This window comes from Novosphingobium sp. fls2-241-R2A-195 (assembly GCF_030209485.1).
Classification (GTDB): Bacteria; Pseudomonadota; Alphaproteobacteria; order Sphingomonadales; family Sphingomonadaceae; genus Novosphingobium; species Novosphingobium resinovorum.
This window is the reverse complement of record NZ_JARVRY010000027.1, coordinates 236439-261315: the sequence shown is the minus strand read 5'-3', so window position 1 is coordinate 261315 and position 24877 is coordinate 236439. Positions and strand designations below refer to the sequence as shown.

At 66.1% G+C, this 24877-nt stretch carries 31 protein-coding genes and 1 riboswitch; of the genes, 14 read left to right on the top strand and 17 right to left on the bottom strand.

Annotation, left to right across the window (positions count from 1 at the left end; translation table 11 throughout):
- Window positions 1–323: 323 nt before the first annotated feature.
- The 5 genes from QRN25_RS21195 to QRN25_RS21175 form a co-directional block, all read right to left on the bottom strand.
- Window positions 324–1865 (bottom strand): SulP family inorganic anion transporter, encoded by a 1542-nt coding sequence (locus QRN25_RS21195; RefSeq protein ID WP_285021225.1) that lies wholly within the window; start codon window positions 1863–1865, stop codon window positions 324–326.
- Window positions 1862–2551, bottom strand: a complete 690-nt coding sequence (locus QRN25_RS21190) for a carbonic anhydrase (protein WP_008832140.1) — start codon at window positions 2549–2551, stop codon at window positions 1862–1864. Before QRN25_RS21190 ends, QRN25_RS21195 begins: the two co-directional genes overlap by 4 nt.
- A gap of 137 nt (window positions 2552–2688) precedes the next feature.
- Entirely contained in the window at window positions 2689–4014 is a 1326-nt protein-coding gene (locus QRN25_RS21185) for an ATP-binding protein (protein ID WP_008832141.1), read from the bottom strand.
- Window positions 4014–4742 carry a response regulator transcription factor gene (locus QRN25_RS21180; protein WP_069709058.1) on the bottom strand — a complete coding sequence of 243 codons (729 nt, stop codon included), beginning with the start codon at window positions 4740–4742 and terminating at the stop codon, window positions 4014–4016. Before QRN25_RS21180 ends, QRN25_RS21185 begins: the two co-directional genes overlap by 1 nt.
- 164 nt (window positions 4743–4906) lie before the next feature.
- Window positions 4907–5170 carry a hypothetical protein gene (locus QRN25_RS21175; RefSeq protein ID WP_008832143.1) on the bottom strand — a complete coding sequence of 88 codons (264 nt, stop codon included), beginning with the start codon at window positions 5168–5170 and terminating at the stop codon, window positions 4907–4909.
- A 268-nt stretch (window positions 5171–5438) separates the two neighbouring features.
- Between QRN25_RS21175 and QRN25_RS21170 the strand changes: the two genes are divergently transcribed.
- The 3 genes from QRN25_RS21170 to QRN25_RS21160 all read left to right on the top strand — a co-directional run bounded on the left by QRN25_RS21170 (window position 5439) and on the right by QRN25_RS21160 (window position 8030).
- Window positions 5439–5813 carry a hypothetical protein gene (locus QRN25_RS21170; protein WP_008832144.1) on the top strand — a complete coding sequence of 125 codons (375 nt, stop codon included), beginning with the start codon at window positions 5439–5441 and terminating at the stop codon, window positions 5811–5813.
- 387 nt (window positions 5814–6200) lie between these two features.
- Entirely contained in the window at window positions 6201–6731 is a 531-nt protein-coding gene (locus QRN25_RS21165) for a hypothetical protein (protein ID WP_285021224.1), read from the top strand.
- Between the two features lie 147 nt (window positions 6732–6878).
- Entirely contained in the window at window positions 6879–8030 is a 1152-nt protein-coding gene (locus QRN25_RS21160; RefSeq protein ID WP_285021223.1) for a glycosyltransferase family 4 protein, read from the top strand.
- A gap of 130 nt (window positions 8031–8160) precedes the next feature.
- Here QRN25_RS21160 and QRN25_RS21155 read toward each other — a convergent pair whose 3' ends face one another.
- A complete protein-coding gene (locus QRN25_RS21155; protein WP_008832147.1) occupies window positions 8161–8514 on the bottom strand; it encodes a hypothetical protein in 354 nt (117 codons plus the stop codon).
- A gap of 405 nt (window positions 8515–8919) precedes the next feature.
- Between QRN25_RS21155 and QRN25_RS21150 the strand changes: the two genes are divergently transcribed.
- The gene (locus QRN25_RS21150; RefSeq protein ID WP_008832148.1) at window positions 8920–9348 is read left to right on the top strand and encodes an OsmC family protein; all 429 of its coding nucleotides are present in this window, start codon (window positions 8920–8922) and stop codon (window positions 9346–9348) included.
- Here the strand turns inward: QRN25_RS21150 and QRN25_RS21145 are convergent.
- Complete coding sequence (locus QRN25_RS21145) at window positions 9345–9785, bottom strand: COG3650 family protein (protein ID WP_285021221.1); 441 nt, start codon at window positions 9783–9785, stop codon at window positions 9345–9347. The genes QRN25_RS21150 and QRN25_RS21145 overlap by 4 nt on opposite strands.
- Before the next feature lie 307 nt (window positions 9786–10092).
- Here QRN25_RS21145 and QRN25_RS21140 point away from each other — a divergent pair, with 307 nt between their 5' ends.
- Both QRN25_RS21140 and QRN25_RS21135 read left to right on the top strand, forming a co-directional pair.
- A complete protein-coding gene (locus QRN25_RS21140) occupies window positions 10093–10365 on the top strand; it encodes a hypothetical protein (protein ID WP_285021220.1) in 273 nt (90 codons plus the stop codon).
- 203 nt (window positions 10366–10568) lie between these two features.
- Window positions 10569–11051 (top strand): hypothetical protein, encoded by a 483-nt coding sequence (locus tag QRN25_RS21135; protein ID WP_285021219.1) that lies wholly within the window; start codon window positions 10569–10571, stop codon window positions 11049–11051.
- A 113-nt stretch (window positions 11052–11164) separates the two neighbouring features.
- Here QRN25_RS21135 and QRN25_RS21130 read toward each other — a convergent pair whose 3' ends face one another.
- The 6 genes from QRN25_RS21130 to QRN25_RS21105 form a co-directional block, all read right to left on the bottom strand.
- Window positions 11165–11455, bottom strand: a complete 291-nt coding sequence (locus QRN25_RS21130; RefSeq protein ID WP_285021218.1) for a hypothetical protein — start codon at window positions 11453–11455, stop codon at window positions 11165–11167.
- Between the two features lie 183 nt (window positions 11456–11638).
- Window positions 11639–12019: a DUF4440 domain-containing protein gene (locus tag QRN25_RS21125; RefSeq protein ID WP_285021217.1), complete on the bottom strand. Its 381-nt coding sequence runs from the start codon at window positions 12017–12019 to the stop codon at window positions 11639–11641.
- The gene (locus QRN25_RS21120; RefSeq protein ID WP_285021216.1) at window positions 12016–12318 is read right to left on the bottom strand and encodes a YciI-like protein; all 303 of its coding nucleotides are present in this window, start codon (window positions 12316–12318) and stop codon (window positions 12016–12018) included. The genes QRN25_RS21125 and QRN25_RS21120 overlap by 4 nt, the downstream gene beginning before the upstream one ends.
- Before the next feature lie 39 nt (window positions 12319–12357).
- Window positions 12358–12951 carry a hypothetical protein gene (locus tag QRN25_RS21115; RefSeq protein WP_285021215.1) on the bottom strand — a complete coding sequence of 198 codons (594 nt, stop codon included), beginning with the start codon at window positions 12949–12951 and terminating at the stop codon, window positions 12358–12360.
- Window positions 12952–13078: 127 nt separating this feature from the next.
- On the bottom strand, window positions 13079–13822 hold the full coding sequence (locus tag QRN25_RS21110) for a DUF72 domain-containing protein (RefSeq protein ID WP_285021213.1): 744 nt from the start codon (window positions 13820–13822) through the stop codon (window positions 13079–13081).
- Window positions 13819–14103: a hypothetical protein gene (locus tag QRN25_RS21105; RefSeq protein WP_285021211.1), complete on the bottom strand. Its 285-nt coding sequence runs from the start codon at window positions 14101–14103 to the stop codon at window positions 13819–13821. Before QRN25_RS21105 ends, QRN25_RS21110 begins: the two co-directional genes overlap by 4 nt.
- 120 nt (window positions 14104–14223) lie before the next feature.
- On the opposite strand from QRN25_RS21105, the gene QRN25_RS21100 reads away from it, so the two are divergent.
- On the top strand, window positions 14224–14532 hold the full coding sequence (locus QRN25_RS21100; protein WP_285021210.1) for an alkylphosphonate utilization protein: 309 nt from the start codon (window positions 14224–14226) through the stop codon (window positions 14530–14532).
- A gap of 136 nt (window positions 14533–14668) precedes the next feature.
- Here the strand turns inward: QRN25_RS21100 and thiC are convergent, their stop codons facing one another.
- A complete protein-coding gene (gene thiC / locus QRN25_RS21095) occupies window positions 14669–16528 on the bottom strand; it encodes a phosphomethylpyrimidine synthase ThiC (RefSeq protein ID WP_285021208.1) in 1860 nt (619 codons plus the stop codon).
- Between the two features lie 62 nt (window positions 16529–16590).
- A riboswitch (TPP riboswitch) is annotated at window positions 16591–16701 on the bottom strand.
- A 43-nt stretch (window positions 16702–16744) separates the two neighbouring features.
- On the opposite strand from thiC, the gene QRN25_RS21090 reads away from it, so the two are divergent.
- The 3 genes from QRN25_RS21090 (at window position 16745) to QRN25_RS21080 (ending at window position 18993) form a co-directional block, all read left to right on the top strand.
- Window positions 16745–17371, top strand: a complete 627-nt coding sequence (locus tag QRN25_RS21090; RefSeq protein ID WP_285021207.1) for an SOS response-associated peptidase family protein — start codon at window positions 16745–16747, stop codon at window positions 17369–17371.
- A gap of 97 nt (window positions 17372–17468) precedes the next feature.
- Entirely contained in the window at window positions 17469–18338 is an 870-nt protein-coding gene (locus QRN25_RS21085; RefSeq protein ID WP_285021206.1) for a DUF1838 family protein, read from the top strand.
- A gap of 46 nt (window positions 18339–18384) precedes the next feature.
- Entirely contained in the window at window positions 18385–18993 is a 609-nt protein-coding gene (locus QRN25_RS21080) for a uracil-DNA glycosylase family protein (RefSeq protein WP_008829798.1), read from the top strand.
- On the opposite strand, the gene QRN25_RS21075 is transcribed toward QRN25_RS21080, so the two are convergent.
- The 3 genes from QRN25_RS21075 to QRN25_RS21065 all read right to left on the bottom strand — a co-directional run bounded on the left by QRN25_RS21075 (window position 18981) and on the right by QRN25_RS21065 (window position 21097).
- Entirely contained in the window at window positions 18981–19838 is an 858-nt protein-coding gene (locus QRN25_RS21075; protein ID WP_285021205.1) for a MipA/OmpV family protein, read from the bottom strand. The two genes, QRN25_RS21080 and QRN25_RS21075, sit on opposite strands and share 13 nt — an antisense overlap.
- A gap of 66 nt (window positions 19839–19904) precedes the next feature.
- Window positions 19905–20462 (bottom strand): DUF2585 family protein, encoded by a 558-nt coding sequence (locus tag QRN25_RS21070; protein WP_285021204.1) that lies wholly within the window; start codon window positions 20460–20462, stop codon window positions 19905–19907.
- 41 nt (window positions 20463–20503) lie between these two features.
- Complete coding sequence (locus QRN25_RS21065; protein WP_008829801.1) at window positions 20504–21097, bottom strand: GNAT family N-acetyltransferase; 594 nt, start codon at window positions 21095–21097, stop codon at window positions 20504–20506.
- A gap of 38 nt (window positions 21098–21135) precedes the next feature.
- Between QRN25_RS21065 and crtY the strand changes: the two genes are divergently transcribed.
- From crtY to QRN25_RS21045, 4 genes are read left to right on the top strand one after another with little or no spacing between them, the layout of a single operon-like run.
- Entirely contained in the window at window positions 21136–22347 is a 1212-nt protein-coding gene (gene crtY, locus QRN25_RS21060; RefSeq protein WP_285021203.1) for a lycopene beta-cyclase CrtY, read from the top strand.
- Window positions 22344–23822 carry a phytoene desaturase gene (locus QRN25_RS21055; protein WP_008829803.1) on the top strand — a complete coding sequence of 493 codons (1479 nt, stop codon included), beginning with the start codon at window positions 22344–22346 and terminating at the stop codon, window positions 23820–23822. The genes crtY and QRN25_RS21055 overlap by 4 nt, the downstream gene beginning before the upstream one ends.
- Window positions 23819–24256 (top strand): hypothetical protein, encoded by a 438-nt coding sequence (locus QRN25_RS21050; protein ID WP_285021202.1) that lies wholly within the window; start codon window positions 23819–23821, stop codon window positions 24254–24256. The genes QRN25_RS21055 and QRN25_RS21050 overlap by 4 nt, the downstream gene beginning before the upstream one ends.
- Before the next feature lies 1 nt (window position 24257).
- Window positions 24258–24851: an LOG family protein gene (locus QRN25_RS21045; RefSeq protein WP_285021201.1), complete on the top strand. Its 594-nt coding sequence runs from the start codon at window positions 24258–24260 to the stop codon at window positions 24849–24851.
- The last annotated feature ends 26 nt before the right edge of the window (window positions 24852–24877 follow it).

The following is a 24877-nucleotide window of genomic DNA, read 5'->3' as shown; positions in this document are numbered from 1 at the left end:
CGTCCTGCGGCCTGCAAGCCGGGCTCCGCTGCGTGGCGAGCCCGTTTCATGCCGGCAGGTTCATGGATATGGCGCCGACCTGTCTCTATTCTTGCCCTATCGTAACGAACTATTGCTGAATTCTGCAGCGCAACAAGTGTGGTTGCATAGCAACACAAGCACGCCGTCACGATATTGCCGAGTATCTATGCAGGCCAGTTCGCTCTGCGATCAGAAAACGGCACCGTCCAAAAGAAAGCGGGCGGAAACGCTTACGCGCTCCGCCCGTAGGTTAGAGGGCCGGGTGTGAGGGTTCCCGGCCCGCCAGGTGTTCGATCAGAGCGTCAGCTGGCCAGCGGCAGCGGGCGCAGGATGGCGGCGGGACCGGTAATCCGGTCGCGTTGCCCACCCTGGCGGCGGCGGCTGATCCATTCGGACAGCGTTTCCGCCGTGGTGTGGTCCATCGCCTTGACCAAGCCGAGGTCGAGGTGGACCGGACGGTTCGCCGGCTGCTTCTCCAGCACCGCGTTCAGGCGGGTGAGCCCGACGAAGGTGGCCGCACCGTTCAGTTCCACGCGGGTCGCTTCACCCTCGTCATGCTCCGCGACCTTGAGCCGCAGGTGCTTGTAGTGCGGCAGCAGCTCGACGACCGAGAGCGCTAGGCCGACGAGCACGCCGGTCAGCAGGTCGGTGGTGACCACCAGCACGAAGGTCGCGGCCCAGATCGCTGCGGGCAGCGGACCATGCGCCTTGAACAGGTGCGTGACGTGCTTGAGGCTGACGAGCTTCCAGCCGGTGACGACCAGCACGCCGCCGAGCGCGGCCATCGGTACTTCGCGCAGCAGCCAGGGCAGCAGCGCGACGAAACCGAGGATCCACACGCCATGGAAGATCGTCGAAAGGCGGGTCTTTGCACCTGCCTGCACGTTCGCCGAGGAGCGCACGATCACGCCCGTCATCGGCAATGCGCCGAAGACGCCGCACAGGAAGTTGCCGATGCCCTGCGCGCGCAGTTCCTTGTCGTAGTGGGTACGCACGCCGTCATGCATGCGATCGACGGCAGCGGCAGAGAGCAGCGTTTCGGCGCTGGCGATGAAGGCGATGGCGACGGCTGCGACGAGCAGCGCGGGCTGGCTCAGCGGCGCGAACCAGGCGGCGCTGGTCGGCAGGCTGAAAGCCGAGGCGATCGAGGCAGGCACCTCGATGCGGGCGACGTCCAGGCCCATGCCCCAGGCAACCGCCGTGGCGGAAACCACGCCGAGCAGCGCGCCGGGAACCAGACCCATCGACTTGGGACGCAGCTTTTCCCACGCGAGCATGACGGTGATCGTCAGCACGCCGATCAGCAGCGCCATTTCGGTTGCAGCAGCGTTGGTGAAGTCGAGGCCAAAAACGCGCGCGGGCATCGCCGCGAGGTTCTGGAGGCCACTCGACAGCGGTTTCGCGTCGAACAGGATGTGGAACTGGCCGATGACGATCAGCGCGCCGATACCCGCCAGCATCCCGTGAACGACAGCCGGGCTGATCGCGCGGAACAGCCCGCCGAGCCTGAGCGCACCGGCAATCAGCTGGAGCACGCCTGCCAGAAGCAGCACGGGGCCAAGCGCCTCGAGTCCGTTCTCGCGAACGAACTCGAAGACGATGACCGCAAGGCCGGCCGCCGGGCCGCTGACCTGCAGCGGCGAACCCGCCAGCAGGCCGACCACCACGCCGCCGATGATGCCGGTGACGAGGCCCCTTTCAGGCGGCACGCCCGAAGCGATGGCGATGCCCATGCACAGCGGCATGGCGACCAGGAACACGACGATCGACGCCGTGAAATCGCGGCCGAAGTGGGAGAAGAGGCCTTGGCGGCCGTCTCCCACGCCAGAGGAAACCGAGGTCATTCTGCCGCTTCTGCGTATTCGGTGGCAAAACGGCTGCGGGCGGCGAGAGCAACCGGCAGGTCACGGTCTTCGCGCAGCGGCACGAACTCGCCGGTGTCGCCGTTGAGGCCAAGGACCTGACCGGCGTGAATGTCGACCATCCAGCCATGCAGCGTGATCTCGCCGCGCGCGATGCCCGCAGCAACGGCCGGATGCGTGCGCAAGTGGCTGATCTGGGCGATGATGTTCTCCAGCGTGATCGCGCGGACGCGGTCCTTGCCCTGAAGGTCGGAATGGCAGGCGCTGACGATGTTCTCGGCCGCGGCGCCGTGCTTGAGCCAGGCGGCGACGTTTGGCATCGCCTCGAGGCCGGTGGGATCGGAAAGCGCCTTCATCGCGCCGCAGTCCGAGTGGCCGCAGACGATGATGTCGCGCACGCCGAGCGCCATGACCGCATATTCGACGGTCGAGGTGACGCCGCCGTTGAGCGTCGCGTAAGGCGGCACGATGTTTCCGGCGTTGCGGCAGACAAACAGATCGCCGGGCTCGGCCTGCATGATCTGCTCGGGCACGATGCGCGAATCGGCGCACGAGATCATCAGCGCCTTGGGCGACTGGCCGTGCGTGGTCAGCTTGCCGAACAGCTCGCTGCTGGCGGGGAAGAGGGTCTTCTCGAAGTTGAAGACGCGACCGATCAGTTCGTTCACTGGAACACCTTTCTTTTATCCACTGCCGTCAGCGCACGCACTGCGGCTCACTGTGGAAAGCTAGGTGCCGCGCTTGTCGCTGAGCGTGCGCGAACGTTACGAAAGTTTGCTGCGATGCAGCGTGTGTGAACTCCGGGTCAGTCCGTACCCATGGGCAGGCGGATGGTCGCCCGCAGTCCGCCTTCGGGCCGGTTGCGCAAGTCCAGCGTGCCGTTTTCCGTGCGCACGGCCTTGCGCACGATCGGCAGGCCGAGGCCCATTCCGGCGGTGTCCCGCGCGCGCGCCGTGTCGAGGCGGACGAAAGGCTGGAGCGCGTCGGTGATGCGATCGTCGGGGATGCCGGGGCCGTCATCATCAACGGTGATCTCCACCGCTCCTCCGTCCCGGCGCACGCTGACGCGAACATTGCCGCCGTAATGCAGCGCGTTCTCGATGAGGTTCGACAAGGCGCGGCGGATCGGGACGGGGCGCACTTTGACTTCGAGGCTGGACACGCCGGAATAGGTCGCGTCGGCGCCATGATCGGCAGCGGTATCGACCAGTGTTTCGGCCATGACCGCGATGTCGATGCGCTCCGCCGGGATCGAGCGGCCGTCGCTATCGACATAAGCCTGGATCGAATCGAGCAGCATGCGCATCTCGTCGATGTCGTGGTTCAGGCCGTCGCGCACTTCGGGATCGACGCTCTCGTCGTCGAGCCGCAGCCTCATGCGCGCGAGCGGGGTCTTGAGATCATGTCCGATCGCCAGCATCGTCTGGGTGCGATCCACCAGCGACTGATGGATGCGTTCCTGCATCTCGTTCAGTGCGCGGATCAGTTCGCGCAGCTCGTCCGGTCCGCGTTCGGGCACCGGACGCGGCGGACCGGAGCCGAGATGGCGGGTCGCGCCGATCAGGGTGCGCAGGGGCTTGAGCGTGGTGCGCACCAGCACCCAGGCAAGCGCGAAGAGCAGCAGCGTGGGCAGCACCAGCCCGGCGATCCGGCCCAGCGTCAGCTTCCACGCCGACTTCGCATGCGTATGGAACTTCACGAGGCTGTTGTCGGAAAGCCGGATCGAACCGCCGATGTTCCCCTTGCCCGGCAGTTCCTCGAGGTGAAGCTCGAGATCGGCCATGGCGAGTTCGGGCTGAAGGGCGACGACCTGCGCGCGCAGGTTGGTCAGCCCTAGACTACCGCGGCGGCGGGTGCCGGGCGCGAACCAGTGCAGCTGGAAGCGGTCGGTACTGAGGACGTGGGCGATCTGGTCGCGCTCGCCCGCCTCGGCATGTTCCATCGTCCGGCGCGCGAGGACGAGGTTCTCGGCGATGCGCTCGGCATCGTCGCGCCGCAGCATGAAGGAATCGACACGCTCGAACAGGAAGGAGTTCGCCACGAAGTCGATAATGACGACGACCAGCAGCACCGCGAGCAGCCGCTCGGGCAGGCCCATCCGCCTGAACAGGGCGACGAACCTGCCTGCCATCAGGTGCGGATCACTTCCGCCTTGAACATGTAGCCAACGCCGCGAACGGTGACGATCGGGGATTCGGAGCCCTCGGCCTGCAGCTTGCGGCGCAGGCGGCTGACGAGCACGTCGATCGAACGATCCGAACTGTCGCCGATGCGCGAGCGCGAAAGCTCCATCAGCCGCTCGCGCCCGAGCACGCGCTGCGGGTAGCCGAGGAACGTGGAGAGCAGGTCGAACTCGGCGCCGGTCAGATCGACGATCGCACCGCTGGGCGAGCGCAGTTCGCGCCGCGCCATCGAGACTTCCCAGCCGTCGAACCGGATCGCATCGGCGGATCGCATCTCGGGCACCGGCTCGCTGGTCGAATCGAGACCGCCGCCGCGCCGCAGGACGGCGCTGACGCGCGCAGCCAGTTCGCGGGTGCTGAACGGCTTGGCGAGGTAATCGTCGGCGCCCAGCTCAAGGCCGAGCACGCGGTCTTCCTCGCTGCCGCGCGCGCTGACGAAGATGATCGGCACGTCGCTTTCGCGGCGCAGGCGGCGGAACAGGTCGAAGCCGCTGGTGCCCGGCAGCATGATGTCGAGCACGACCAGGCTGACCGTCGCCTCGCGCAGGGTCACCCACATCTCCGCGCCGGTGGCGGCGGTGAGCACGTTGAAACCGCTCTGGCGCAACGCTCGCGCGGTCAGGGTGCGCAGCGCGCCATCGTCCTCGACGAGCAGAATGGTGGAAGGGGTTGTCATAGTCTCGTGCGGGTGTCTGTAGCGGGGGGCGACCGTCATCGTGCTGGTTGTCTCTGCTGTCTATAGGCAACCGGCGCGGTCAGGCAAACCGCGCCGGTCGGAAATTGTCCTGCCGCGCTCTTTCGCGCAGCAAATCTGCACAAAAGGCCAAGGCGGCGGATGCGTCAGTCCTTGGTCACGGCCGCATCGGCTACTGCCAGAACCGGACGCTCTGCCTGCTCGGCCTGGACGACGGCGTGACGGCAGGCGCGGCCCTTGGACGGGTCAGGATGGCAGACGGTCGGAGCCGAAGCCTTGCCCTGCGCGCGCGCCACGATGGTCGGATGGCCCTTCGAGGCGGCGACGCTGTCACCGGCATAGGCAGTAGCGAGCGATGCCGAAGCGGGCGTGGAAAGCGAAACAAGGGCAAGAAGAGCGGCGGAAATCATTGGTATTCTCCAATCTGGCAATGCAATGACGCCAGATTGGGGAGCCCGCGTGTCACGTTTCGGGCGGACGCGTGACGAAACATGTCTGGAACCGCTTCATCTGCAGCCCCGCATCGCCCCATGTACCGCTACGCATACAATTGCATACAATCGTGAATGGATTCTGCCAGATCCGCTTCGATCCGGTTCAGGAGCCGGGGCTTATACCAAACTTCACACGGGGACAACGGCTTCCTTGATCCGCCACCCCGAACAAGGAGTTGAAGCCATGACCATTTTCAAGAAGACCGCGCTGGCCGTCGGCCTCGCCGCCACCGCTCTTGCCACTACGACGCCGGCGATGGCGCGCGACTGGCACCGGGGCGGCGACAACACCGCCGCCGTCGCCATCGGCGCGGGCATCCTGGGCCTTGCCGTCGGCGCCATCGCCGCCTCGTCCAGCCGCGACCACGACCGTTACGACAATGCCCGCTACGACGACCGCTACTACGGTTCGAGCTGGTCCTATCGCGACGGCTACTACTGGAATGGCGACGGCAACCGCTACTCGCGCGGCGACTACGATCGCTACAACCGCGATCATCGGGACGACCAGCGCCGCGGCTACTACGGCGACCGAGGCGATTGGCGCCGCGGTTACTGACCGATCGAATACCAGCGAAGCCGGGTGACGCCCCTTTCGGCCCCTCCCCGACTTCGCGAGACGCCCGGCCCCTCCTCCTCGGCCGGGCGTCTTCGCATGTGCCGTCAGAGCGAGATCGACTTTAACCGTATCATTGTCATTCCCGCGAAGGCGGGAACCCATCTCCTGACGGCGCCTGTTGCATAAGCGTCAGATGGGTCCCCGCCTTCGCGGGGATCACGAACGGTGTTTTAGTCGAACACGATCACGCCCTGGCGCACGGCTCGCCGCACGCCCGATACACCTCGCGACAAATTCACTTCCGGTTCAGTCCATCCAGCCCATGTTTCCAGCGTGCCCACCGCTACCGCCGTTACCCGGTCGGCCCGGAAAGGGAGACGTTACGTCATGAATATAAAGTTGAAATCCTTCGGGAAAAAACTCGCGCTGGGGGCCGCACTCGCCGCCTCGGTACTGGTGACCACATCGCCAGCCCAGGCGCGAGACCGCTACTACGGGCGCGGTGACGACACCGCCGCCATCGCCATCGGTGCCGGCGTGATCGGCCTTGCCCTCGGCGCAGCAATCGCCGACCGCGGTGATCGGAACTACTACGATCGCGGCTACTGGGGCTCGCGCCGCTACGTCACTGTGCGCGATCGCCCCGGGTATTATTACTACTACGATGGTTCCCCCAACCGCTACTATCGCGATCGCTATTACGACCGGTACTATTCGCCGTGGTCGCGCGATCGCTGGCGCGACGGCGGCAACCGCTGGGATCGCGGACGCGACTGGCGCCGGGACCGGCACTACGATCGCCGCGACCATTGGGGCCGTCGTGACGATCGCCGCTGGGACCGCCGTGACGGCCGTTGGGATCGCCGCGATGACCGCCGAGACGATCGCCGCTGGCGTGACCGCGATTATCGTCGCTAAGACATAGCCGCGATGCATTTCGGGGAAGGCTGCCCGGTCGATGGCAATCCGTTCGTCCTCGATGCATCCCGGCATGAAGTCCATCGGGGAGCGCCCTGTCATCCACCCTCGCCAAGTGCGGCCGGGGCGGCTATGGGGCGCTCCATCATGGACACCGCAGATCTGCGCATCGCCCTGTTCTCGGGCAACTACAACTACGTCCGCGACGGCGCCAACCAGGCGCTCAATCGTCTCGTCGGCTATCTCCTGCGCCAGGGCGCGCAAGTGCGCGTCTATGCGCCCACGGTGGCCGAGCCCGCGTTCGAGCCGACCGGCGACCTCGTCAGCGTGCGTTCCTTCGCGATTCCCGGACGTCCGGAATACCGCGTTCCGTTCTCGATCTCGGGCAAGGCCCGCCGCGACCTCGCGAAGTTCGCGCCGAATGTGGTGCACGTCTCTTCGCCCGACCCGGTCGGCCACCAGGCGGTGACCTGGGCACGCAACCGGACCATTCCGGTGCTGTCCTCGGTCCATACCCGGTTCGAAACCTACCTGCGCTACTACAACATGGCCTGGGGCGAGCCGGTGGTCGAGGCGATCCTGCGCCGCTTCTATCGCCGCTGCAACGCCCTTGTCGCGCCTTCGGAAAGCATGGCGCAGCTCCTGCGCGAGCAGCGCATGAACTACGATGTCTCGATCTGGTCGCGCGGCGTCGATCACGAGATCTTCAACCCCGGCCGCCGCGACCTCGAATGGCGCCGCAGCCACGGCATCGCCGACCACGAAGTCGCCATCGGCTTCCTCGGCCGACTGGTGATGGAAAAGGGGCTCGACGTGTTCTCGGACACGCTCGACGAACTGCGCCGCAAGGGCATCGCCCACAAGGTTCTGGTGATCGGCCAGGGGCCTGCGCGCGAATGGTTCGAGGAGCGTCTTCCCGGCGCTGCCTTCGTCGGCTTCCAGGGCGGCGCCGACCTCGGCCGCGCGGTCGCCTCGATGGACGTGCTGTTCAACCCCTCGGTCACCGAGACTTTCGGCAACGTCACGCTCGAGGCCATGGCCTGCGGGCTGCCCGTCGTCGCGGCGGCCGCCACCGGCAGCCAGAGCCTCGTCGACGACCGCGTCTCGGGCCGCCTGATCCCGCCCGGCGCCGTGCACCAGTTCGCCGAAGCGCTGAAAGGCTATATCGAAGATACCGAACTGCGACGCACCCATGGCGCCGCCGGCGTCGCGCGTGCCGGCGAGTTCAGCTGGGACCGCATAAACCAGGCCGTCGCCGATACCTACGTGCGCCTGATCCGCCAGAAGGCGCGCGCCTGAGCACATAGCAACAAGACGCGGCGGTGGTGGTTACCCGCCGCGCCTTGCGCTTCTCCCCTTCCCTCGGCTCTGCGCGAAGGCCCAGCCGACCTTCGCGCGCGTTCTCCCTGCGTCTTCTCTTGTTATCCCGTCATGCGACCTTGCGCTGCAGACGGACCAGCGCGCGGTCGATCTCGGCCCGGGCACCATCCCCGATCTCGCCGGTGACCACCCGGTAGACGATCCGCCCGTTCTCCAGCGAATAGGCCACCGTCGCCATGCCGTCGTTGAAACTGGCAAGGTAGAGCGCGGGCTTGCGCTGGAGCAGGGCGAGATCGTCCGCTCGGGGAACCAGGCTGTCGCGCATGTAGTACGCACCGGTCATCGCATCCGCCTCGACGGACACTTCGGCAGCGTGACCGGTTCCGGTCATCGCCATTGCTGACGGGAAAGCCATTGCCGACAGGGCAAACCCTACCTGCAATGCTGTCAGGAATCGCTTCATGACAACTATCCTCTTCCGGTGCGGCACCGTCGTCGCGGGCCGTCATCTCACAAGCCGAAAGGTACCATGCGCACCCACCGCGACAAAGCGAACAATCCTCAAGAAGCTTAGGATTTCTGCGCTTTTTGCGGTGCGCAACGATTGGTGTACCGCATGGTATCACGGGCATCAGCCCCGCTTTCGGCGGGATGTGAGGGCGCCGCGCCCCCTGCCCGGTGCCAAGGCGTAAAAGGCTCTTCCAGGAAGCATCGCCCGGGCGTAGCCTCGTGCTGCAACGCGAGGCTCGCCAAACCCGCTGCGGCATCGTCACGCGGCAGACTTTCGGAACCTGTACAGAGCCCCGGCGTTGCAGCCAGCGCCACTTCGGCCCGCCAGCAGTAGCATCAGCACCAGGGGAACCTCGACATGACCACCAATACCGCTTCCGCCCGTTATGTCGGTCTCGGCAAGGACGGCAAGGGCTCGATCACCACGCGCTCAGGCGTATTGTCCGATCAGCCCTACGGCTTCGGCACCCGCTTCGAAGGCCAGCCCGGCACCAACCCCGAGGAACTGATCGCCGCCGCGCACGCCGCCTGCTTCACCATGGCGACCAGCTTCGCACTCGCCCGCGCAGGCCATGCCGAAGGCACCCTCGACACCCAGTGCACGGTCACGCTCGACAAGGACGGCGACGGCTTCTCCGTCACCAAGTCGGCCCTGACGCTCACCGCGTCCATCCCCGGCATCACGCCCGAGGACTTCGCCAGCATCGCCGACGAAGCCAAGGCCGGCTGCCCGATCTCCAAGCTGCTGAACTGCGAGATCACGCTCGAAAAGTCGCTCGGCGACTAATTACTGCCCGTGCGCGGGCTGCGGTCGGTCCAGCCGCAGCCCTGCCGCGTTTCCTCGCCGATCTGCAAGGTGACGGTAAAGGGATAGCCCGTGTCCGACATGCCGTCGCTGCAGGCCGACGGCGTGACCGCCAGCGTCGCCGCACCGCCCGACAGCTTTCCGCTGAACGAAACCCCGCCGCGACCGGCGAAGCGGGTGACCGGCACTGTTTCGCCTTCGGCATTATCCGGGGTTGTATACGTCAGGCGCGAGGACGCGACCTGCCCGCCCCAGAACGGCTCCGTACCGACGAAGTGCACGGTCTCCGTGACGGCAATGCCGTTCCACGGCCGATGATCGGCAGGATCACCGGGCAACCCGTCCGAAGCGGAATGACATGCTGCAACTGCGAAAATGGCCAGCAGTGCGCTCGCCCGGTACGGTCTGATGCTCGACATGAGTTGCACGGTACGCCTCTCCCGGCCGGCGGGCAAACTTTCGCATGCGATTCGATAGGCCGCCGGTGTGATTCGGCTAATTCCCTGACCCGACGATGATAAATTTGCGGTCATGCCTGTTTTTCTTCGCGCCTGGAAACGCCGATTTGCTTAAAAATCAGGCACATTGTTCGATGGTTGCAAAACTTGCAACACCCGGTTCGGGTATTGAAATTGCACTCCCGTTCAACATCCGCTTTTGCTGCAGCGCACAAGATAAACGTCGCCCGAGGCGATCCAGCCTCATCCAGAATCTAAGGATTTTGCCATGTTCAAGACTGTTCTCGCCTCTGCCGCCGTTGCTCTCCTCGCCATTCCCGCCGTCGCCCAGGCCGACGACAGCCGCGAATTCTCGCACGAAGGCGTCAACTACAACTACACCACTGCCCAGAAGGGCAAGGTGACCGTGATCGACGGCGCGACCTCGGCGGGCATCCCCTTCCGCCTCTACGTCAAGGGCGGCCGCGTGACCGGCACCTACAACAGCCGTTACGTCTCGTTCACGACCGCCGAAGCCGCCAAGCTGCACCTCGGCGAGTAATCGAGCTACCGATCGGGCATACTGATCGCGCGCTCGCGCTTCTTCCGGGCAGTCCTCCTCTCCCAACGCCCGGGTAGCCGCTGAGCGCCGAACCAGGCGCCGTCCCCCTCCGTGCGGGACGGCGCCTTTTTCTTTGCGTTCAGCAGGCCGACAGCTGCGACGGGATACCCCGCCATCATGCAAGACAGCCGTGGCCCGAACCGATGAGTGGAGCCAAGTTCGCCCTGTTGCTGGTGGTCGGCGGCATCGCCGGCGCGGCCTTCGCCGTCATGACGACCGGCGCAATGCCGCGATTCTCCCAGCCCCAATCGCATCGCTCCGCCACTCTGGAAGACAGCCCGCCTGCCCGGCGCTCGTGGCTGGACGAGGGCCTGTCCGCCCTCAATTCTCCCGCCTGGCCCTTCGGTCGGGGCTCCGACGACGCCGGACCGCCGATGCCGCCCGGACCGCAGCAGGACTACGCGCCTTACGGTTACGGCCCGCCGGACGACTATGACGATGGTGCCTGGGAACGTCGCCAATACGGCAGCCATGCTCCCTATCAAGGCGAGGGTTATGCCTCCGAAGACGGCCAGCCAGCCTCCTCCCCGTCACCGGCAACTCCTCGCGCCGACGCCGCAGCCGACGCCGCAGCGCGCGCGGCCGATGCAGCTCAGGACGTACTGTCCGCCGAAAGCGCGCCCTGATACTTTCAATCCCCGATCGTCATTGCGAGCGCAGCGAAGCAATCCAGGGCGGCGTTCAACTGCCCTGGATTGCTTCGCTGCGCTCGCAATGACGAAAAGTTTGGTTTTACGCCTCAGTCGTTCGCCGAAAGGCGGCGCAGGTTCTTGCGTACGGCGCGGCGATAGTGGTTCACCGTGCGGCGGCACACCGTCTCGGGATCGTGCCCGAACTGCCCGGTCGCCAGCGCCATGCCGACTTCCCAGCCCGCCCAGACCTTTTCGGTGACCATGCGGACCATCTCGTCGCCCGCCAGAGGATCGCCCCAGCCGATGCGGGCGGTGCGCAGCGCGATCACCGATCCGGCCTCGACCCAGAGCTTGCCGGTATCACGCAGCAGAGCTTCTCCGGCGACATCCTGCTTCATCGACACGTCCTTATGCCCCCGCCCGCACGCAAGGATTGCGCGCGGTCCGGAGAGCCGGCTGCCAGGCATCGAACATCCTCGGGAATTGCCCGGAGCGCTCGACCGGCGCGCCGGGTTGCGGGCGGCTCCTTAATCGAACTCACCCGCCTTAGGAAACGATTTCATGCCATGCGTCACACCCCGTCACGAAAACGTCACGAAGATTTCGGCTTCGATTACCCATTCTCCCGCCACTTCGCGCCACTTGGCGGCGTAAGTGCCCGAGGCTCCGGGAATTTCCGAACCACCTTGCGTTCCGTACCAGCGTCCGTGCTCCATGGCGATCGGCTCGGCGGAAGAAATGGCCACGCTTTCGGACGTGCGAACATAGACCATCCGCCCGGAATGGCCGAACTCACGCCGCCAGACTTTCACTTGCCCCATCCGGCCCGCGATCACGGCGCTGTCGGTGCCGGTAACCATGACGCAGTCGCGCGCCAGCATTGGCCCGATCGCCGCCGCATCGCCGTCCGCAATGGCCCTGTTGAAGGCGGCTCGGCGGCTGCGGATCGCCAGTTCGCTCACGGCCTCACCGGAACCGAAGCCTCTTTGCCCACGACGGTCACCCAGCGCCGGACGTTCCAGCGCTCGACCAAGCCCTCGGTCACATAAGGGTCGGCCTCGGCGAAAGCCTCCGCAGCTTCCGGCCCCTCGCCGGCGAACAGCAGCATCGCCGTATCGAGCGGATCCTCGACCGCGCCGCCAAGCAACAGTTCGCCGCGCTCGGCCGCCTGCCATGCGAGGTCCAGATGCGCGGCGCGAAATTCGGCCCGTCGCTCGAGGTAGCCGGGCGCGAGGTGATAGATCAGCAGGTAGTGGTTCATCGCCCGACCATGCCCGGCGGCACGACCCGGGGAAACCCCTCAGCCACAGCCTTCCACATAGGCCAGCACCGGCATCTCGCCGACATGGATCAGGCCGACCTTGCCGTCAGACTTGATCTCGAAGCGCAGCGCCGATTCTCCGGGGCGGGCATTGGGAGCCGTCAGGTACTTGGCGGGCGCGGCTTCGTACTTGTGCGGCTCCTCGCGGAAACCGGCGAACCACTTCTTCACGTCGCCCTCGGTCGCACCGACGCCAATACCCTCGGCCAGCTTGACCGAGGAATTCGCGCCCAGCGTGATGCGGCGCACCTTGCCCTCGGTGACGATGGCATAGACACCGGGGTAGTCAGGCGAGCTGATCGCCGTGCAACTGTCGCTTTCCTGTGCGCCGCGTGACGCCCAGGAACTGCCCTTGGGCACCGGCTGACCGATCTTCAGGTCACCCAGCCCCTCCAAGCCAAGCACTTTAGGGTCGCTCGCGGGAGTGACGGCGGGCGCAGCCTCCGAAGGCGCGGCCTCGCTGGCCAGAGCCTCCTCGCTCGCGGAAGCGGTTACACTCGGCTCCTCCGGCCCGGACGAGCAGGCGGCGAGGGGCAGCAGGACGAGAGCGGCGAGCGCGGCAATCCGTTTCATGATAGCCGAAACGGATCGCAATCGCTCAGGTTGCCGGGGCGATCGACAAAGATGCCAAGGGTAAGAAAATGCGAGGGTTATTACCCTCGCGCTCCGGGGGCTGTCGGCGTCGCGCCCTGCAGCATCCTCAGCGCCCGACTTTCTCGATCAGCTTCATTGCCGCAGCAGGTGCCCGCTCCTTCGCGCCATTGATGAAGAAGGCGAAGACTTCACGGCCTTGTCCGGTCCAGTCGCCGACACGCTTTGCCCATGTGTCGAGGTCTTCGTCCGGATAGCCCTGTTCCAGTTCACTTTGCGCGTTCTGCAGGCGGGCGTAGACGAACGGAGCGCAGTCCGTCGCATCCAGCACTGCATATTTGGGCGAATCGGCCAGCACCACCGCTACCCCGGCCTTGCGGCACAAGTCGAAGAAGGCCGAATCGTCGAAACTCTCGTGCCTTGCCTCGATCGCATGGCGCACCGTCAGGCCCTCGTGGCTGGCGGGCAGCAAGGCGAGGAAGGCGGCGATCTCGGCCGCGTCGAACTTCTTAGTGGCCGCAAGCTGCCAGTTGATCGGGCCCAGCTTGTCGCCCAGTTCGACCAGCCCCTGCGCCATGAACCGCGCCACGCTCTCGCCCGCCTCGGACAAGTCCTTGCGGTTGGTGCAGTACCGGCTGCCCTTGAGCGCGAAAAGGAAGCCATCGGGCACTGCATCGCGCCACTTGGCAAAGCTGGCGGCACTTTGGCCGCGATAGAAGGTGGCGTTGATCTCGGTGCCGGTCAGGTGCTCGCCGACGTAGGCCAGTTCGCGCGACTGGGTGAGGCCCTTGGGGTAGAACAGCCCGCGCCATGGTTCATAAGTCCAGCCGCCGATGCCGATGTGGACGCTCATGATTTCTTCCGGGCAAGGCGTTTGCGGTTTGCGGTGACCTTGCGGCGGTAATGGCGCACGGCCTTTGCGGCGGTCTTCGGAGATGCACTCGACGTCGCCAGCATCATGCCCACTTCGGCGGCCGCCTTGACTTTTTCCGAGACCATCAGCGCGTTTTCACGGTCGCTGCCCTTGCCGGTCATCATATCGCTGGTGCGCATGCCCATGACCATGAGCGATTCCGCCCAGAGCCAGTAGCTGTCGTGGGCGAGTTTCATCCAGTCGGTGGTCGGGTTGCGCATGCGTGGCCCTCCTTGGGAAGAGGCAGCGTAGCACCGGCGCGCGATGCTGCGAAGGCGGCATGCTGCTGGTCAAACGCGCGTCGCGCTGCCAAGGGCGCAAAGGCATCAGGAGAATGGATCATGGCAAGCGACGACGAGGATTATGTCTACGACGAGGACAGCGGCGAATGGCTGCCTGCCTCGGAACTGACGGCGAAGCGCGCGGCGGCCGATGCCGTGGAAGTACGTGACGCGGTAGGCAATCTGCTCGCGGACGGCGATTCGGTGACGCTGATCAAGGACCTCGACGTCAAGGGCGCAGGCCAGACGCTGAAGCGCGGGACGGTGATCCCCGCGATCCGCCTGACCGGCGATGCGCAAGAGATCGATTGCCGCTACCCCGGCATCAAAGGCCTCGTCCTGCGCGCGGAGTTCGTGCGCAAGCGGTGAGCCGTGCCTCCCCTCCTTCGTCATTCCCGCGAAGGCGGGAACCCATCTCCTGACGTTTCATGTTGCACGCCCGTCAGATGGATCCCCGCCTTCGCGGGGATGACAAAGAAGGTTTAGATCCAACTCGCTCGCCGAGTCAGTCGTGCTCGCGCCCGCCTGCCCCCATGTAGAGTTCGCTGCCGGTTTCCCGGAACACTTTGCTCATCTCGGCCATTCCGGCTTCCGCCTCTTCGGCGGCGACGAAGGTTTCGACCGGCTGGTTCTGCTTCGCCGCGAACTCGCGCACTTCCTGGCTGATTTTCATCGAGCAGAACTTGGGCCCGCACATCGAGCAGAAATGCGCGGACTTGGCGCCCTCGGCCGGCAGCGTCTGGTCGTGGTACTGCTCCGCCGTGTCGGGATCCAGCGACAGGTTGAACTGGTCGCGCCAGCGGAACTCGAAACGGGCGCGAGACAGCGCATCGTCGCGGACCTTGGCCGCCGGGTGGCCCTTCGCCAGATCGGCGGCATGGGCGGCCAGCTTGTAAGTGACCACGCCGACTTTCACGTCGTCGCGGTCGGGCAGGCCGAGGTGCTCCTTGGGCGTCACGTAGCAGAGCATCGCCGTGCCGTACCAGCCGATCATCGCGGCGCCGATGCCGCTGGTGATGTGGTCGTAGCCCGGCGCGATATCGGTGACGAGCGGACCGAGGGTATAGAACGGCGCCTCGCCGCAGGCGGCCAGCTGCTTTTCCATGTTCTCCTTGACCTTGTGCATCGGCACATGGCCCGGCCCCTCGATCATGACCTGCACGTCCTGTTCCCAGGCGCGCTTGGTCAGTTCGCCCAGCGTGTAGAGTTCGGCGAACTGCGCCTCGTCGTTGGCATCCGCGATCGAGCCCGGACGCAGCCCGTCACCCAGCGAATAGGCGACGTCGTAGGCCTTCATGATCTCGGTGATTTCGTCGAAGCGTTCGTAGAGGAACGATTCCTTGTGATGCGCCAGGCACCACTTGGCCATGATCGAGCCGCCGCGGCTGACGATGCCGGTGACGCGCTTCGCCGCCAGCGGCACGAAGGGCAGGCGAACTCCGGCGTGGATGGTGAAGTAATCGACGCCCTGCTCGGCCTGTTCGATCAGGGTGTCGCGGAAGACCTCCCAGTTCAGGTCTTCCGCCACGCCGCCGACCTTCTCGAGCGCCTGATAGATCGGCACGGTGCCGATGGGCACGGGGCTGTTGCGGATGATCCATTCGCGGGTGTCGTGGATGTTGCGCCCGGTGGAGAGGTCCATGACGGTGTCGGCGCCCCAGCGGATCGACCAGACCATCTTGTCGACCTCGTTCGCCACGTCCGAGGCGACGGCCGAGTTGCCGATGTTGGCGTTGATCTTGACCAGGAAATTGCGCCCGATCGCCATCGGCTCGCTTTCGGGGTGATTGATGTTGGAGGGGATGATGGCGCGGCCGCGCGCGACTTCCTCGCGCACGAACTCGGGCGTCACGTAGTCCGGGATCGATGCGCCCCAGTCCTGCCCGTCGCGCACGTATTCCTTGAGCATGGCGCGGCCGAGGTTCTCGCGCTCCGCCACATATTCCATCTCCGGCGTGATGATGCCGCGCCGGGCATAGTGCATCTGGCTGACGTTCATGCCCGCCTTCGCGCGCAAGGGCCGCCTGACGACGTTGGGGAAGGCCGGAACCCCTGCCGAACGGTCAGGCCCCTTGATGCCGTTGTCCTCGGGCTTCACCTCGCGCGCGGCGTAATCCTCCACGTCGCCGCGCGCCGTGATCCATTCGCGGCGCTTGGGGGCGAGGCCCGCCGAAATGTCGATCGTGACATCAGGATCGGTATAAGGGCCGGAGGTGTCGTAGACCCGCACCGGGGCCTCGCCGCTGCCGGGTTCGAGGTGGATTTCGCGCATCGCCACGCCCAGCGGGCCGACGTGGATCTTCCTCGATCCACGGATGGGGCCGGTCGTCACGCCGATTTCGAGCTTGGAATTGATGTCTGCCATGGATTGCCTCTCTTCTTTCCATGGGACGAAAAAAGAGACGCATTACGGGCGTTGAAACATGCTCAAACCCGACGCTCCACTTCCTCCGCCCGTACTAACGGGTTCAGGTTCGACGGGTCTTGTGGAGCATACCCACAACTCTCAGCCACTTGCTGGCTCCCCGGGGACGGCGCAGTGATAGACGCGCGTATCGGCGGGGTCTAGAGGCTTGAGCCCATGCCGATGCTCTATCGCCTCGACGCGCCCGCGCCGCATGTCGCGCGCTCCTTCGGGGCCGAATCCGGCAATGACCCATGGGACGGCGGCCACGTCGCGCCCGGGCAGTTCGCGCCGGTCATCACTGCTGGGCGAGAGGCGATCGCCGGGCCGAGGCCGCAATATCGCACCCCGCGCCGGATGATCCCGCGCCTCTGGGGCGTACCGCCGCCTCCCTCGGTCCACGAACAGCGCGGCATCCTGACGGTGCGCAACCTCGACAGCCCGTTCTGGATCGGCAACTTGCGCAACAGCGAGTTCCGCTGCCTGGTCCCCGCCACCGCCTTCATGGAGTGGGGCCGCCCCTCGCCCACGGATGGCAAGCGCCGCCAGTGCTGGTTCGCCTGCGCCGACCAGCCGGTCTTCGCCATGGCGGCGGTATGGAAGGACAGCGAGATTCCCTCCTTCGCCCTCCTCGCCTGCGAAGCGAACGCGGCACTGAGAGCAGAGGGGCGAGAGACGATGCCGGTGATCCTCCCACCCGATCCGGCCGTGCAGGACACCTGGCTGCGCAGCGCCTGGGACCGCGCGAAGAGCCTCATCGTGCCTTATTCCTCGTCCCTCATGGAGATGCGCGTGGCGGGCTGAGCCCATCGCTATCCGAGACGCGACCAATCCCGTGCCGCATGCTTGTTGCTCCCCCGATAACGATCAACTTTCTCGATCGCAGTAAGGGGAGTGCAAAATGATCGAGCAAAACGACGCGGCAAAACTGGACCGACGAACCGCATTGGGACTGGGCGCCACCGCGCTTGCCGCAGCCTCGCTTCCGGCGGCGGCCGCAACGCCGAAGAAGCGCCTGCTCGATCCCGCCAATGCAGCCGACGCCTCGCTGATCTATCGCAAGCTGCGCTATCGCACGGACGACGGCCTGGTCTTCTCGTGGATCAAGGGTCCGTACATGGCCGCGACGGGCGGCGACCTGATCCCGGTCTATGCGATCAATCTCGGATCGATCCAGCGCATCACGCACAAGGCCGATGGCAGTTTCGAGCTGATCGACCTGGAGATCAGCTTCCGCGTCGATATCGACACCGGCCATCGCCTCACCGACCTCCGCAACCCGATCACGGGAGAGACCGTGAAAGTCGGCGGTCGCGGCCCGATCCCCACGCGCGTGCGGGTTTCGGCGACCAACGAGATCGACATTCCCGATATTCCGGGCGCGCCCCGTTTCGAGCACGTCCACACCCCCGCCGTGCCCTTCACCCTGCGCACCGGCGAGATCGCGGTGCGCGACCGCTCGCACGCCAGAGTGACCGCTCCCGACGGCTCGGTGTCCTATCTGAACGAAGTGAGCACCCTGTCCGCGCCGAGCGCGCTGGTGCTGGACCCGGCGGTCACCAACGTCGACACGCGGGTGCAGTCCAACGACGTGCGCAGCTGGCCGGAATGGCTGCGGATGGGCGATCGCCCCGGTACGCTCAACCTGTTCGGCAACGGCGGCAAGGTGAAGCGCTTCGAGGACCTTCCGGCGGACTGGCACGCCATGCTCGAGACGTATTATCCGCAGATCGCCAAGGACCCCATCGCCGCTCTCGACAAGGCGGGGTAACAGGGCACGCCTTGTCTCAGGCAAGGAAGGTGGCCATCTGCGGTAGATGGCCTCCGCAACCCTCGACGCCCTTCTCGGCGAAATCCGCGCCTGCCGCTTGTGCGAGACGGCGCTGGGCTTCGAGCCGCGCCCGTTCGTCGCGGCCAGCCCGTCCGCCCGCCTGCTCATCATCGGGCAGGCGCCGGGCAGCAAGGTCCATGCCAGCGGCATAGGCTGGGACGACGACAGCGGCGACCGGCTGCGCGGCTGGCTGGGGCTCGACAAGGCCATGTTCTACGACACCGCGAAAGTCGCGCAGATGCCCTCCGGCTTCTGCTATCCGGGCAAGGCGAGCGGCGGCGACAAGCCCCCTCGCCCCGAATGCGCCCCGCGCTGGCACGCGCCGCTGCTGGCCGAACTGCCCCAGCGGCGCCTGACCCTGCTGGTGGGGCAGTACGCCCAGAAACGCTACCTGCCGCGCGGCTTCGCGCCCAACCTCACCGAAACGGTGCGACGGTGGCGCGAGGCGCCGGAAGGACTGTTCCCCCTTCCGCATCCGGCGTGGCGCAGCCGGCTGTGGATGGCGAAGCACCCGTGGTTCGAAGCGGAAGTGCTGCCTGACTTGCGCCGGAAGGTGATCGAAGCCGTCGAAGGCTCCCCGCATCAGAACGTATAGGCCACGCCCGCGCCCAGGACCCACTGGTTCGCACTGCCCCGCAGCGAGGTGAACGGCGTGTCCTTGCCGTCGTTCAGCATGCGCGAATAGTTCGCCACTCCGAACACCGAAAGCCCACCGTCGCGCACGTCGCCGGAGAGGTCATAGGCCATCAGCAGCGAGGTGTTGACGCTGTCCCAGCCGCCCTTGGCATTGTAGACCGGCAGCCCGCTCGCAAGGCTTTGCCCCGGATTCACCGAGTAGTAGTAGCGCGCGAACTTGTCATCGACACGGCGGGCGCTGACCGCCAGCACCGTGACGACCGCCGGGCTCAGCGGCGTCGCGTAGCTGATCGCGGGGGACCAGACCATGCCCTTGTAGGCGCCGTTCACGTCCCACTTCACGTCGCTCGACAGCGTGAGCGAATCGTAGTCGTGCAGCACCCGGTACTTGGTCACGCCCGCGCTGACGCCGACCTCGATCGCCGGATCGAGCTTGCCTGCCGCCCGCACGACCTCGTCCCGCACGCGCCGGTTGCGATTGAACGAGGCCGTGACCACTGGCCCCAGCGAAAAGCCGATGCCCGAATCTTTGTCGTCGGGAATGAAGTCCAGCGCCACGCCCGCAACGCGCGGATTGATGTCCACGCCCTTGAAATGGCCGCGCACCAGCGGCACCGGCGAGAGGATGTAGTCATCCGAGCCGCGATAACTGGGAACATAGACCGCGCCGACGCCGACCGTCAGGTAATCGCCGTCGAGGACGTTCTCGGTCGCCTGTTGCTGCGGCGCCTCCTGCGCGATGGCGGGCATCGAAAGAAGGGCGGCAGATGCCGTGCAAATCCGTAAGACAAGGCGTGAATTCATGACGGTCCCCTGAAGATCTTGAAAGACCAACGCTTTGCGAGACCTAACAGTTGCCTCGCTTGGCTTTCAGGCCGACGACTGCCAATCACGCACCGCCTCGATCGGGTGCACCAGCATCAGGACGTTGAGGGTCAGGTTGTCCCGGATCATGAACAGCGTGAACGCCTCGAACACCAGCGCCAGAGCCACGCTGGCGCGGGCCGGGAGGCGCGCGGCGACAATGAAACCCAGCGCCATCCACCCCACGTCGCTCAGCGAGTTGAGCACGCTGTCGCCGCTGTAACCGTAGCTGATAGTGACTGAACGGTAGCGATCGATGATCAGGGGCGAGTTCTCCAGGAGTTCCCAGCCTCCCTCGAACGCCACCGCCAGCGGCAAGGCCCAGCGCGGCGACAGGATGCGGCCCAGCGCAGTCCACCGCCAGAGCGCGCGCGCGATTCCGTAGAAGATGAGCCCATGGATGACGTGGCTGAAACTGTACCAGTCAGCGACCTGTTGGCTGTTCTGGTCCGACTGCACGTCCCCCGCCCAGAACCGGACGACGCCGCATGGACAGATCGCCGGGCGCCCCATGGCAAGCTCGACCGCCAGTAGCGCAAGGCCAAGAGCAAGCGCCAGCCACACCGCCGGACGATGCGGCAGCAGGGGCGAGCGTCCCGCGAGGTTCAGGATGCGGCGGCGCCTTCGGGCAGCGTCTCGTTGCCGTCGCCGAGGCGGCGCTGCATGAGGAACACGTCGATCCACTGACCGTGCTTCCAGCCCGCCGCCGTCAGCGTACCGACCGGCAGGAACCCCGCCCGCGCGTGGAGCACGACCGAAGCCGGTTCCGAGGCTGCGATCACCGCGAAAGCCTGCCGGAAACCGCGCTTCTCGCACTCGGTGAGCAGTTCCTGGAGCAGCGCGCTGCCGATCCCGCGGTTCAGGCTGTCCTGGCACACGTAGATCGTCGTCTCGACGCTGTAGCGATAGCCCGCACGCGGGCCGTAGCGCTGGGCAAAGCCGAAGCCGAGAACCTTGCCGTCATCGTCGCGCATGACGAGGAAGGGATAGCCTCCCTTGATAAGCTCACAGATTCGCCGTTCCGATTCCGCCTCGTCAGGTGGCTCGGTCTCGAACGTCGCGGTGCTTTCCAGCACGTAGTGCGCGTAAATCTCGGCTATTGCGGCCGCATCCCCCGATGCGGCGTCGCAAACGGCCAGTTGGCCTGTGAGTTGCCCTGTCATCGTCACGAACATGCAGTAAAGCGAGGGGTCTGCCAAGTTGCAGCAATCGTTCGCAGTGCCTAAACAACGCCGCGATGCAGCAAAAATCGGCCGATCCGGCGTTCTGTGACCTCGCGATACTCGGTGGCGGCCTTGCCGGCGGGCTGATCGCGCTTGCCTTCGCGGCGCGGCGACCGGACCTTCGTGTGGCGATATTCGAGCGTGATCAGCGACTTGGCGGGGACCACGTCTGGTCCTTCTTCGCCAGCGACCTGCCCGAAGGCGGCGAGGCGCTGCTGGACCCCATCGTCGTTGCCCGTTGGGACGATTACGAGGTGCGTTTTCCCGGCACCAGGCGGCACCTAACGACACCCTATCGGAGCGCTACGGGCACAAAGCTCGACGCGGCGGTGCGCGCAGCGCTGCCCGCCAACGCCATCGTCACCGGCTTCGAAGTCGAGCACGCCGACGCCACCAGCGTCACCCTGTCCGATGGTCGCCGCTTCGCCGCCGGGGCGGTGATCGACGCGCGGGGGAGCCGGGGCCTGCCGCACATGGCAGGCGGCTGGCAGAAGTTCGTCGGGCTGTCGCTGCGCCTCGCTGCGCCGCATGGGCTGGCGCGGCCGGTGGTGATGGATGCCACCGTCGCGCAGATCGACGGCTACCGCTTCGTCTATTGCCTGCCCTTCTCCGATACCGAGGTCTTCGTCGAGGATACGTACTATTCCGATACCTCCGACCTCGACCTCCCGGCCCTGCGCACCCGCATCGCCGACTATGCCCGCGCGCAAGGCTGGCAGGTCGAGAGCGTCGCCTACGAGGAAACCGGCGTCCTTCCCGTCATCGCCGAGGGCGATTTCGAGGCGTTCTGGCGCGAAGGCGGCGCGGGTTCAGGCTCTCTGGCCCGTGCCGGAACCCGCGCCGCCTTGTGCCATCCGCTGACGTCCTACTCGATTCCCGATGCTGTAAGATTCGCGCTTTACCTGACCAGCCTCGACAATCTCTCCGGGTCCGCCCTATTGAGGACCAGTCATGACAGGGCCGCACAGCACTGGCGCCAAGGGCGCTTCTATCGAATGTTGAGCAAGATGCTCTTCGGCGCCGCACACGGCCCGGATCGCTGGCGCATGCTGGCGCGCTTCTACACGCTGCCCGAGGGGCTGATCGAGCGCTTCTACGCAGGCCGCTCGACCCCGCTCGACATGGCGCGGGTCTTGGCCGGAAAGCCGCCGGTGCCGGTGGGCGCGGCGCTCGCCAGCCTGACCGGGCGCGGGCGTCCGCTGGCTGATCTGGGAGCCGTATCGTGAAGAAGGCCTGCGTCATCGGCGCCGGGTTCGGCGGCCTCGCCCTCGCCATCCGCCTCCAGAGCAGCGGCATCGCCACCACGCTGATCGAAGCGCGCGACAAGGTGGGCGGCCGCGCCTACTCCTGGCAGCGCGAGGGCTTCACTTTCGATGCCGGCCCCACCGTCGTCACCGACCCCGAATGCCTGCGCGAGCTGTGGAAGCTCTCCGGCCACGACATCGCCGACGACGTGACGCTGATGCCGGTCATGCCGTTCTATCGCCTCAACTGGACCGACGGCGTCACTTTCGACTACTCGAACGACGAAGGTTCCCTGCGCCGCGAGATAGCCCGCGTCGCCCCCGGCGACCTTGCCGGGTACGAGGAGTTCGAACGCTACGCCGCCGGGGTCTGGCAGGAAGGCTACGTCAAGCTGGGGCACGAGGCGTTTCTCGACTTCTCCAGCATGATCAAGGCCGCGCCGGCGATGATGCGCTATCAGGCGTGGCGCTCGGTCTATTCGATGGTCTCGCACTACGTGAAGGACGAGCATCTTCGGCAGGCGCTCTCGTTCCACACCCTGCTCGTCGGCGGCAATCCGATGAGCACCAGCGCGATCTACGCCCTGATCCACAAGCTGGAGAAGGACGGCGGCGTGTGGTGGACCAAGGGCGGCACCAACAAGCTGGCGCAGGGCATGGCGAACCTGTTCGAGCGCCTCGGCGGCACGCTGCGCGTCGGCGACAAGGTCCGGCAGGTCCACACCATCGGCGATCAGGTCACCGAAGTGGAATGCGAGAGCGGCTGGCGCGAACGTTTCGACGCGGTCGCCTCCAACGGCGACCTCATGCATACCTACGCCAGCCTCCTCGGCGACACGGTGCGCGGCAAGGAGATGGCCAGGAGCCTCACCAAGAAGAGCTTCTCGCCCAGCCTCTTCGTCGTGCACTTCGGGCTGGAGGGCACCTGGCCCGGCATCCCGCACCACACGATCCTGTTCGGGCCGCGCTACAAGGGCCTGCTCGACGACATCTTCGAGCATGGCGTGCTGCCGCGCGATTTCTCGATCTATCTCCATCACCCGACCGTCACCGACCCCTCGATGGCGCCGCCGGGCAAGAGCACTTTCTACGCGCTCGTCCCCGTCGCCCACATGGGCAAGCTGCCGATCGACTGGGCGGAAGTCGGCCCGGTGCTGGAACAGCGCGTGATCCGCGAAGTCGGCCGCCGCCTGATCCCCGACATCGAGGACCGCATCGTCACCCGCTTCCACTATGCCCCGCCCGATTTCGAGGCGGACCTCGGCGCGTGGAAGGGCAATGCCTTCAGCCTCTCGCCGATCCTGACGCAGAGCGCCTTCTTCCGCGGCCATAACCGCGACGACAAGCTGAAGAACCTCTACCTCGTCGGCGCGGGCACGCATCCGGGCGCAGGGATTCCCGGCGTCGTCGGCAGCGCCAAGGCCACCGCCAAGCTGATGCTGGAAGACCTCAGGTGAGCCGGGAAGTCCACGCCCTCAATGCCGCATGGGGCTGGACCGGCGTGCACTTCGCCGAGGTCGTCGCGCACAGCCTGATGGGGCACATGCTCGTCACCGACGATGCGGGCGCGTTCCATTACGTCGATCCCGATCTCGGCGAAGTCACCCCGCTCGGCACCGAGGCGGAGGCCAGGGCGCACATGGCCCTGGACGAGACGAAGGCGATCTGGCGCGCGGACGCCCTTGTCGATGCGGCGGTAAAGCGGCTAGGGCCTCCCGCATCGGGCGAGGTCTACAGCCTCACCCCGCAGGCGCTCGTCGCCGGGGATTATGCCCACAAACATCTGGTGCGGATCGATTTCGTCCGCCTCATCCAAATCACGGGTGACCTCGCCCGGCAGACGCGCGATCTTCCGGAGGGCGCGCTGGTTAATATCAAGGTAGTTGACTGACATGAAGCGTCTCGCCGTCTATTGCGGCTCCGCCACTCCCGCCGATCCCCGCTACGTCCAGCTTGCCGCGGACGTCGGCACCGCGCTTGCCACGCAGGGCATCGGCGTCGTCTACGGCGGCGGTCGCCTCGGCCTCATGGGCGCCGTCGCGGGTGCCGCGCTGGCGGCGGGCGGCGAGTGCATCGGCGTCATCCCCGAAGCCCTGACCGGCAAGGACGGCAAGGGCGGCGAAGTCGCCAACCACGATTGCGAACTGACGATCGTGAAGACCATGCACGAGCGCAAGGCCAAGTTCACCGAGCTGTCCGACGGCTTCCTCGTCCTGCCCGGCGGCGTCGGCACCATGGACGAGCTGTGGGAAGCGGTCAGTTGGGCGCAGCTGGGCTATCACGACAAGCCGGTCGGCGTGCTCAATGCCTTCGGGTTCTACGACGGGCTGCTGGCGTTCAACCGCCACATGGCCGAAGTCGGCTTCGTACGCCCGGCGCACCAGAGCATCCTGCTGGCCGACACCGAACTGGCGCCGCTGCTCGACCGGATGCACGCGCACCAGCCGATCGTGCCGATCGTGAACATGGACCCGAACACGCTGTGATGCGCGCGGCCTGCCGTTCGGGCGAG

What these genes read in the sequence shown, in the direction of transcription:
- QRN25_RS21150 (WP_008832148.1), top strand. Translation starts at nt 8,920, where the DNA reads ATGACCACCAATACCGCTTCCGCCCGTTATGTCGGTCTCGGCAAGGAC.
- QRN25_RS21100 (WP_285021210.1), top strand. Translation starts at nt 14,224, where the DNA reads ATGGCAAGCGACGACGAGGATTATGTCTACGACGAGGACAGCGGCGAA.
- QRN25_RS21165 (WP_285021224.1), top strand. Translation starts at nt 6,201, where the DNA reads ATGAATATAAAGTTGAAATCCTTCGGGAAAAAACTCGCGCTGGGGGCC.
- QRN25_RS21045 (WP_285021201.1), top strand. Translation starts at nt 24,258, where the DNA reads ATGAAGCGTCTCGCCGTCTATTGCGGCTCCGCCACTCCCGCCGATCCC.
- QRN25_RS21075 (WP_285021205.1), bottom strand. Translation starts at nt 19,838, where the DNA reads ATGAATTCACGCCTTGTCTTACGGATTTGCACGGCATCTGCCGCCCTT.
- QRN25_RS21155 (WP_008832147.1), bottom strand. Translation starts at nt 8,514, where the DNA reads ATGAAGCGATTCCTGACAGCATTGCAGGTAGGGTTTGCCCTGTCGGCA.
- QRN25_RS21105 (WP_285021211.1), bottom strand. Translation starts at nt 14,103, where the DNA reads ATGCGCAACCCGACCACCGACTGGATGAAACTCGCCCACGACAGCTAC.
- crtY (WP_285021203.1), top strand. Translation starts at nt 21,136, where the DNA reads ATGCAGCAAAAATCGGCCGATCCGGCGTTCTGTGACCTCGCGATACTC.
- QRN25_RS21120 (WP_285021216.1), bottom strand. Translation starts at nt 12,318, where the DNA reads ATGAACCACTACCTGCTGATCTATCACCTCGCGCCCGGCTACCTCGAG.
- QRN25_RS21130 (WP_285021218.1), bottom strand. Translation starts at nt 11,455, where the DNA reads ATGAAGCAGGATGTCGCCGGAGAAGCTCTGCTGCGTGATACCGGCAAG.
- QRN25_RS21180 (WP_069709058.1), bottom strand. Translation starts at nt 4,742, where the DNA reads ATGACAACCCCTTCCACCATTCTGCTCGTCGAGGACGATGGCGCGCTG.
- QRN25_RS21170 (WP_008832144.1), top strand. Translation starts at nt 5,439, where the DNA reads ATGACCATTTTCAAGAAGACCGCGCTGGCCGTCGGCCTCGCCGCCACC.
- QRN25_RS21145 (WP_285021221.1), bottom strand. Translation starts at nt 9,785, where the DNA reads ATGTCGAGCATCAGACCGTACCGGGCGAGCGCACTGCTGGCCATTTTC.
- QRN25_RS21090 (WP_285021207.1), top strand. Translation starts at nt 16,745, where the DNA reads ATGCCGATGCTCTATCGCCTCGACGCGCCCGCGCCGCATGTCGCGCGC.
- QRN25_RS21080 (WP_008829798.1), top strand. Translation starts at nt 18,385, where the DNA reads ATGGCCTCCGCAACCCTCGACGCCCTTCTCGGCGAAATCCGCGCCTGC.
- QRN25_RS21160 (WP_285021223.1), top strand. Translation starts at nt 6,879, where the DNA reads ATGGACACCGCAGATCTGCGCATCGCCCTGTTCTCGGGCAACTACAAC.
- QRN25_RS21085 (WP_285021206.1), top strand. Translation starts at nt 17,469, where the DNA reads ATGATCGAGCAAAACGACGCGGCAAAACTGGACCGACGAACCGCATTG.
- QRN25_RS21110 (WP_285021213.1), bottom strand. Translation starts at nt 13,822, where the DNA reads ATGAGCGTCCACATCGGCATCGGCGGCTGGACTTATGAACCATGGCGC.
- QRN25_RS21195 (WP_285021225.1), bottom strand. Translation starts at nt 1,865, where the DNA reads ATGACCTCGGTTTCCTCTGGCGTGGGAGACGGCCGCCAAGGCCTCTTC.
- QRN25_RS21135 (WP_285021219.1), top strand. Translation starts at nt 10,569, where the DNA reads ATGAGTGGAGCCAAGTTCGCCCTGTTGCTGGTGGTCGGCGGCATCGCC.
- QRN25_RS21185 (WP_008832141.1), bottom strand. Translation starts at nt 4,014, where the DNA reads ATGGCAGGCAGGTTCGTCGCCCTGTTCAGGCGGATGGGCCTGCCCGAG.
- QRN25_RS21115 (WP_285021215.1), bottom strand. Translation starts at nt 12,951, where the DNA reads ATGAAACGGATTGCCGCGCTCGCCGCTCTCGTCCTGCTGCCCCTCGCC.
- QRN25_RS21175 (WP_008832143.1), bottom strand. Translation starts at nt 5,170, where the DNA reads ATGATTTCCGCCGCTCTTCTTGCCCTTGTTTCGCTTTCCACGCCCGCT.
- QRN25_RS21140 (WP_285021220.1), top strand. Translation starts at nt 10,093, where the DNA reads ATGTTCAAGACTGTTCTCGCCTCTGCCGCCGTTGCTCTCCTCGCCATT.
- thiC (WP_285021208.1), bottom strand. Translation starts at nt 16,528, where the DNA reads ATGGCAGACATCAATTCCAAGCTCGAAATCGGCGTGACGACCGGCCCC.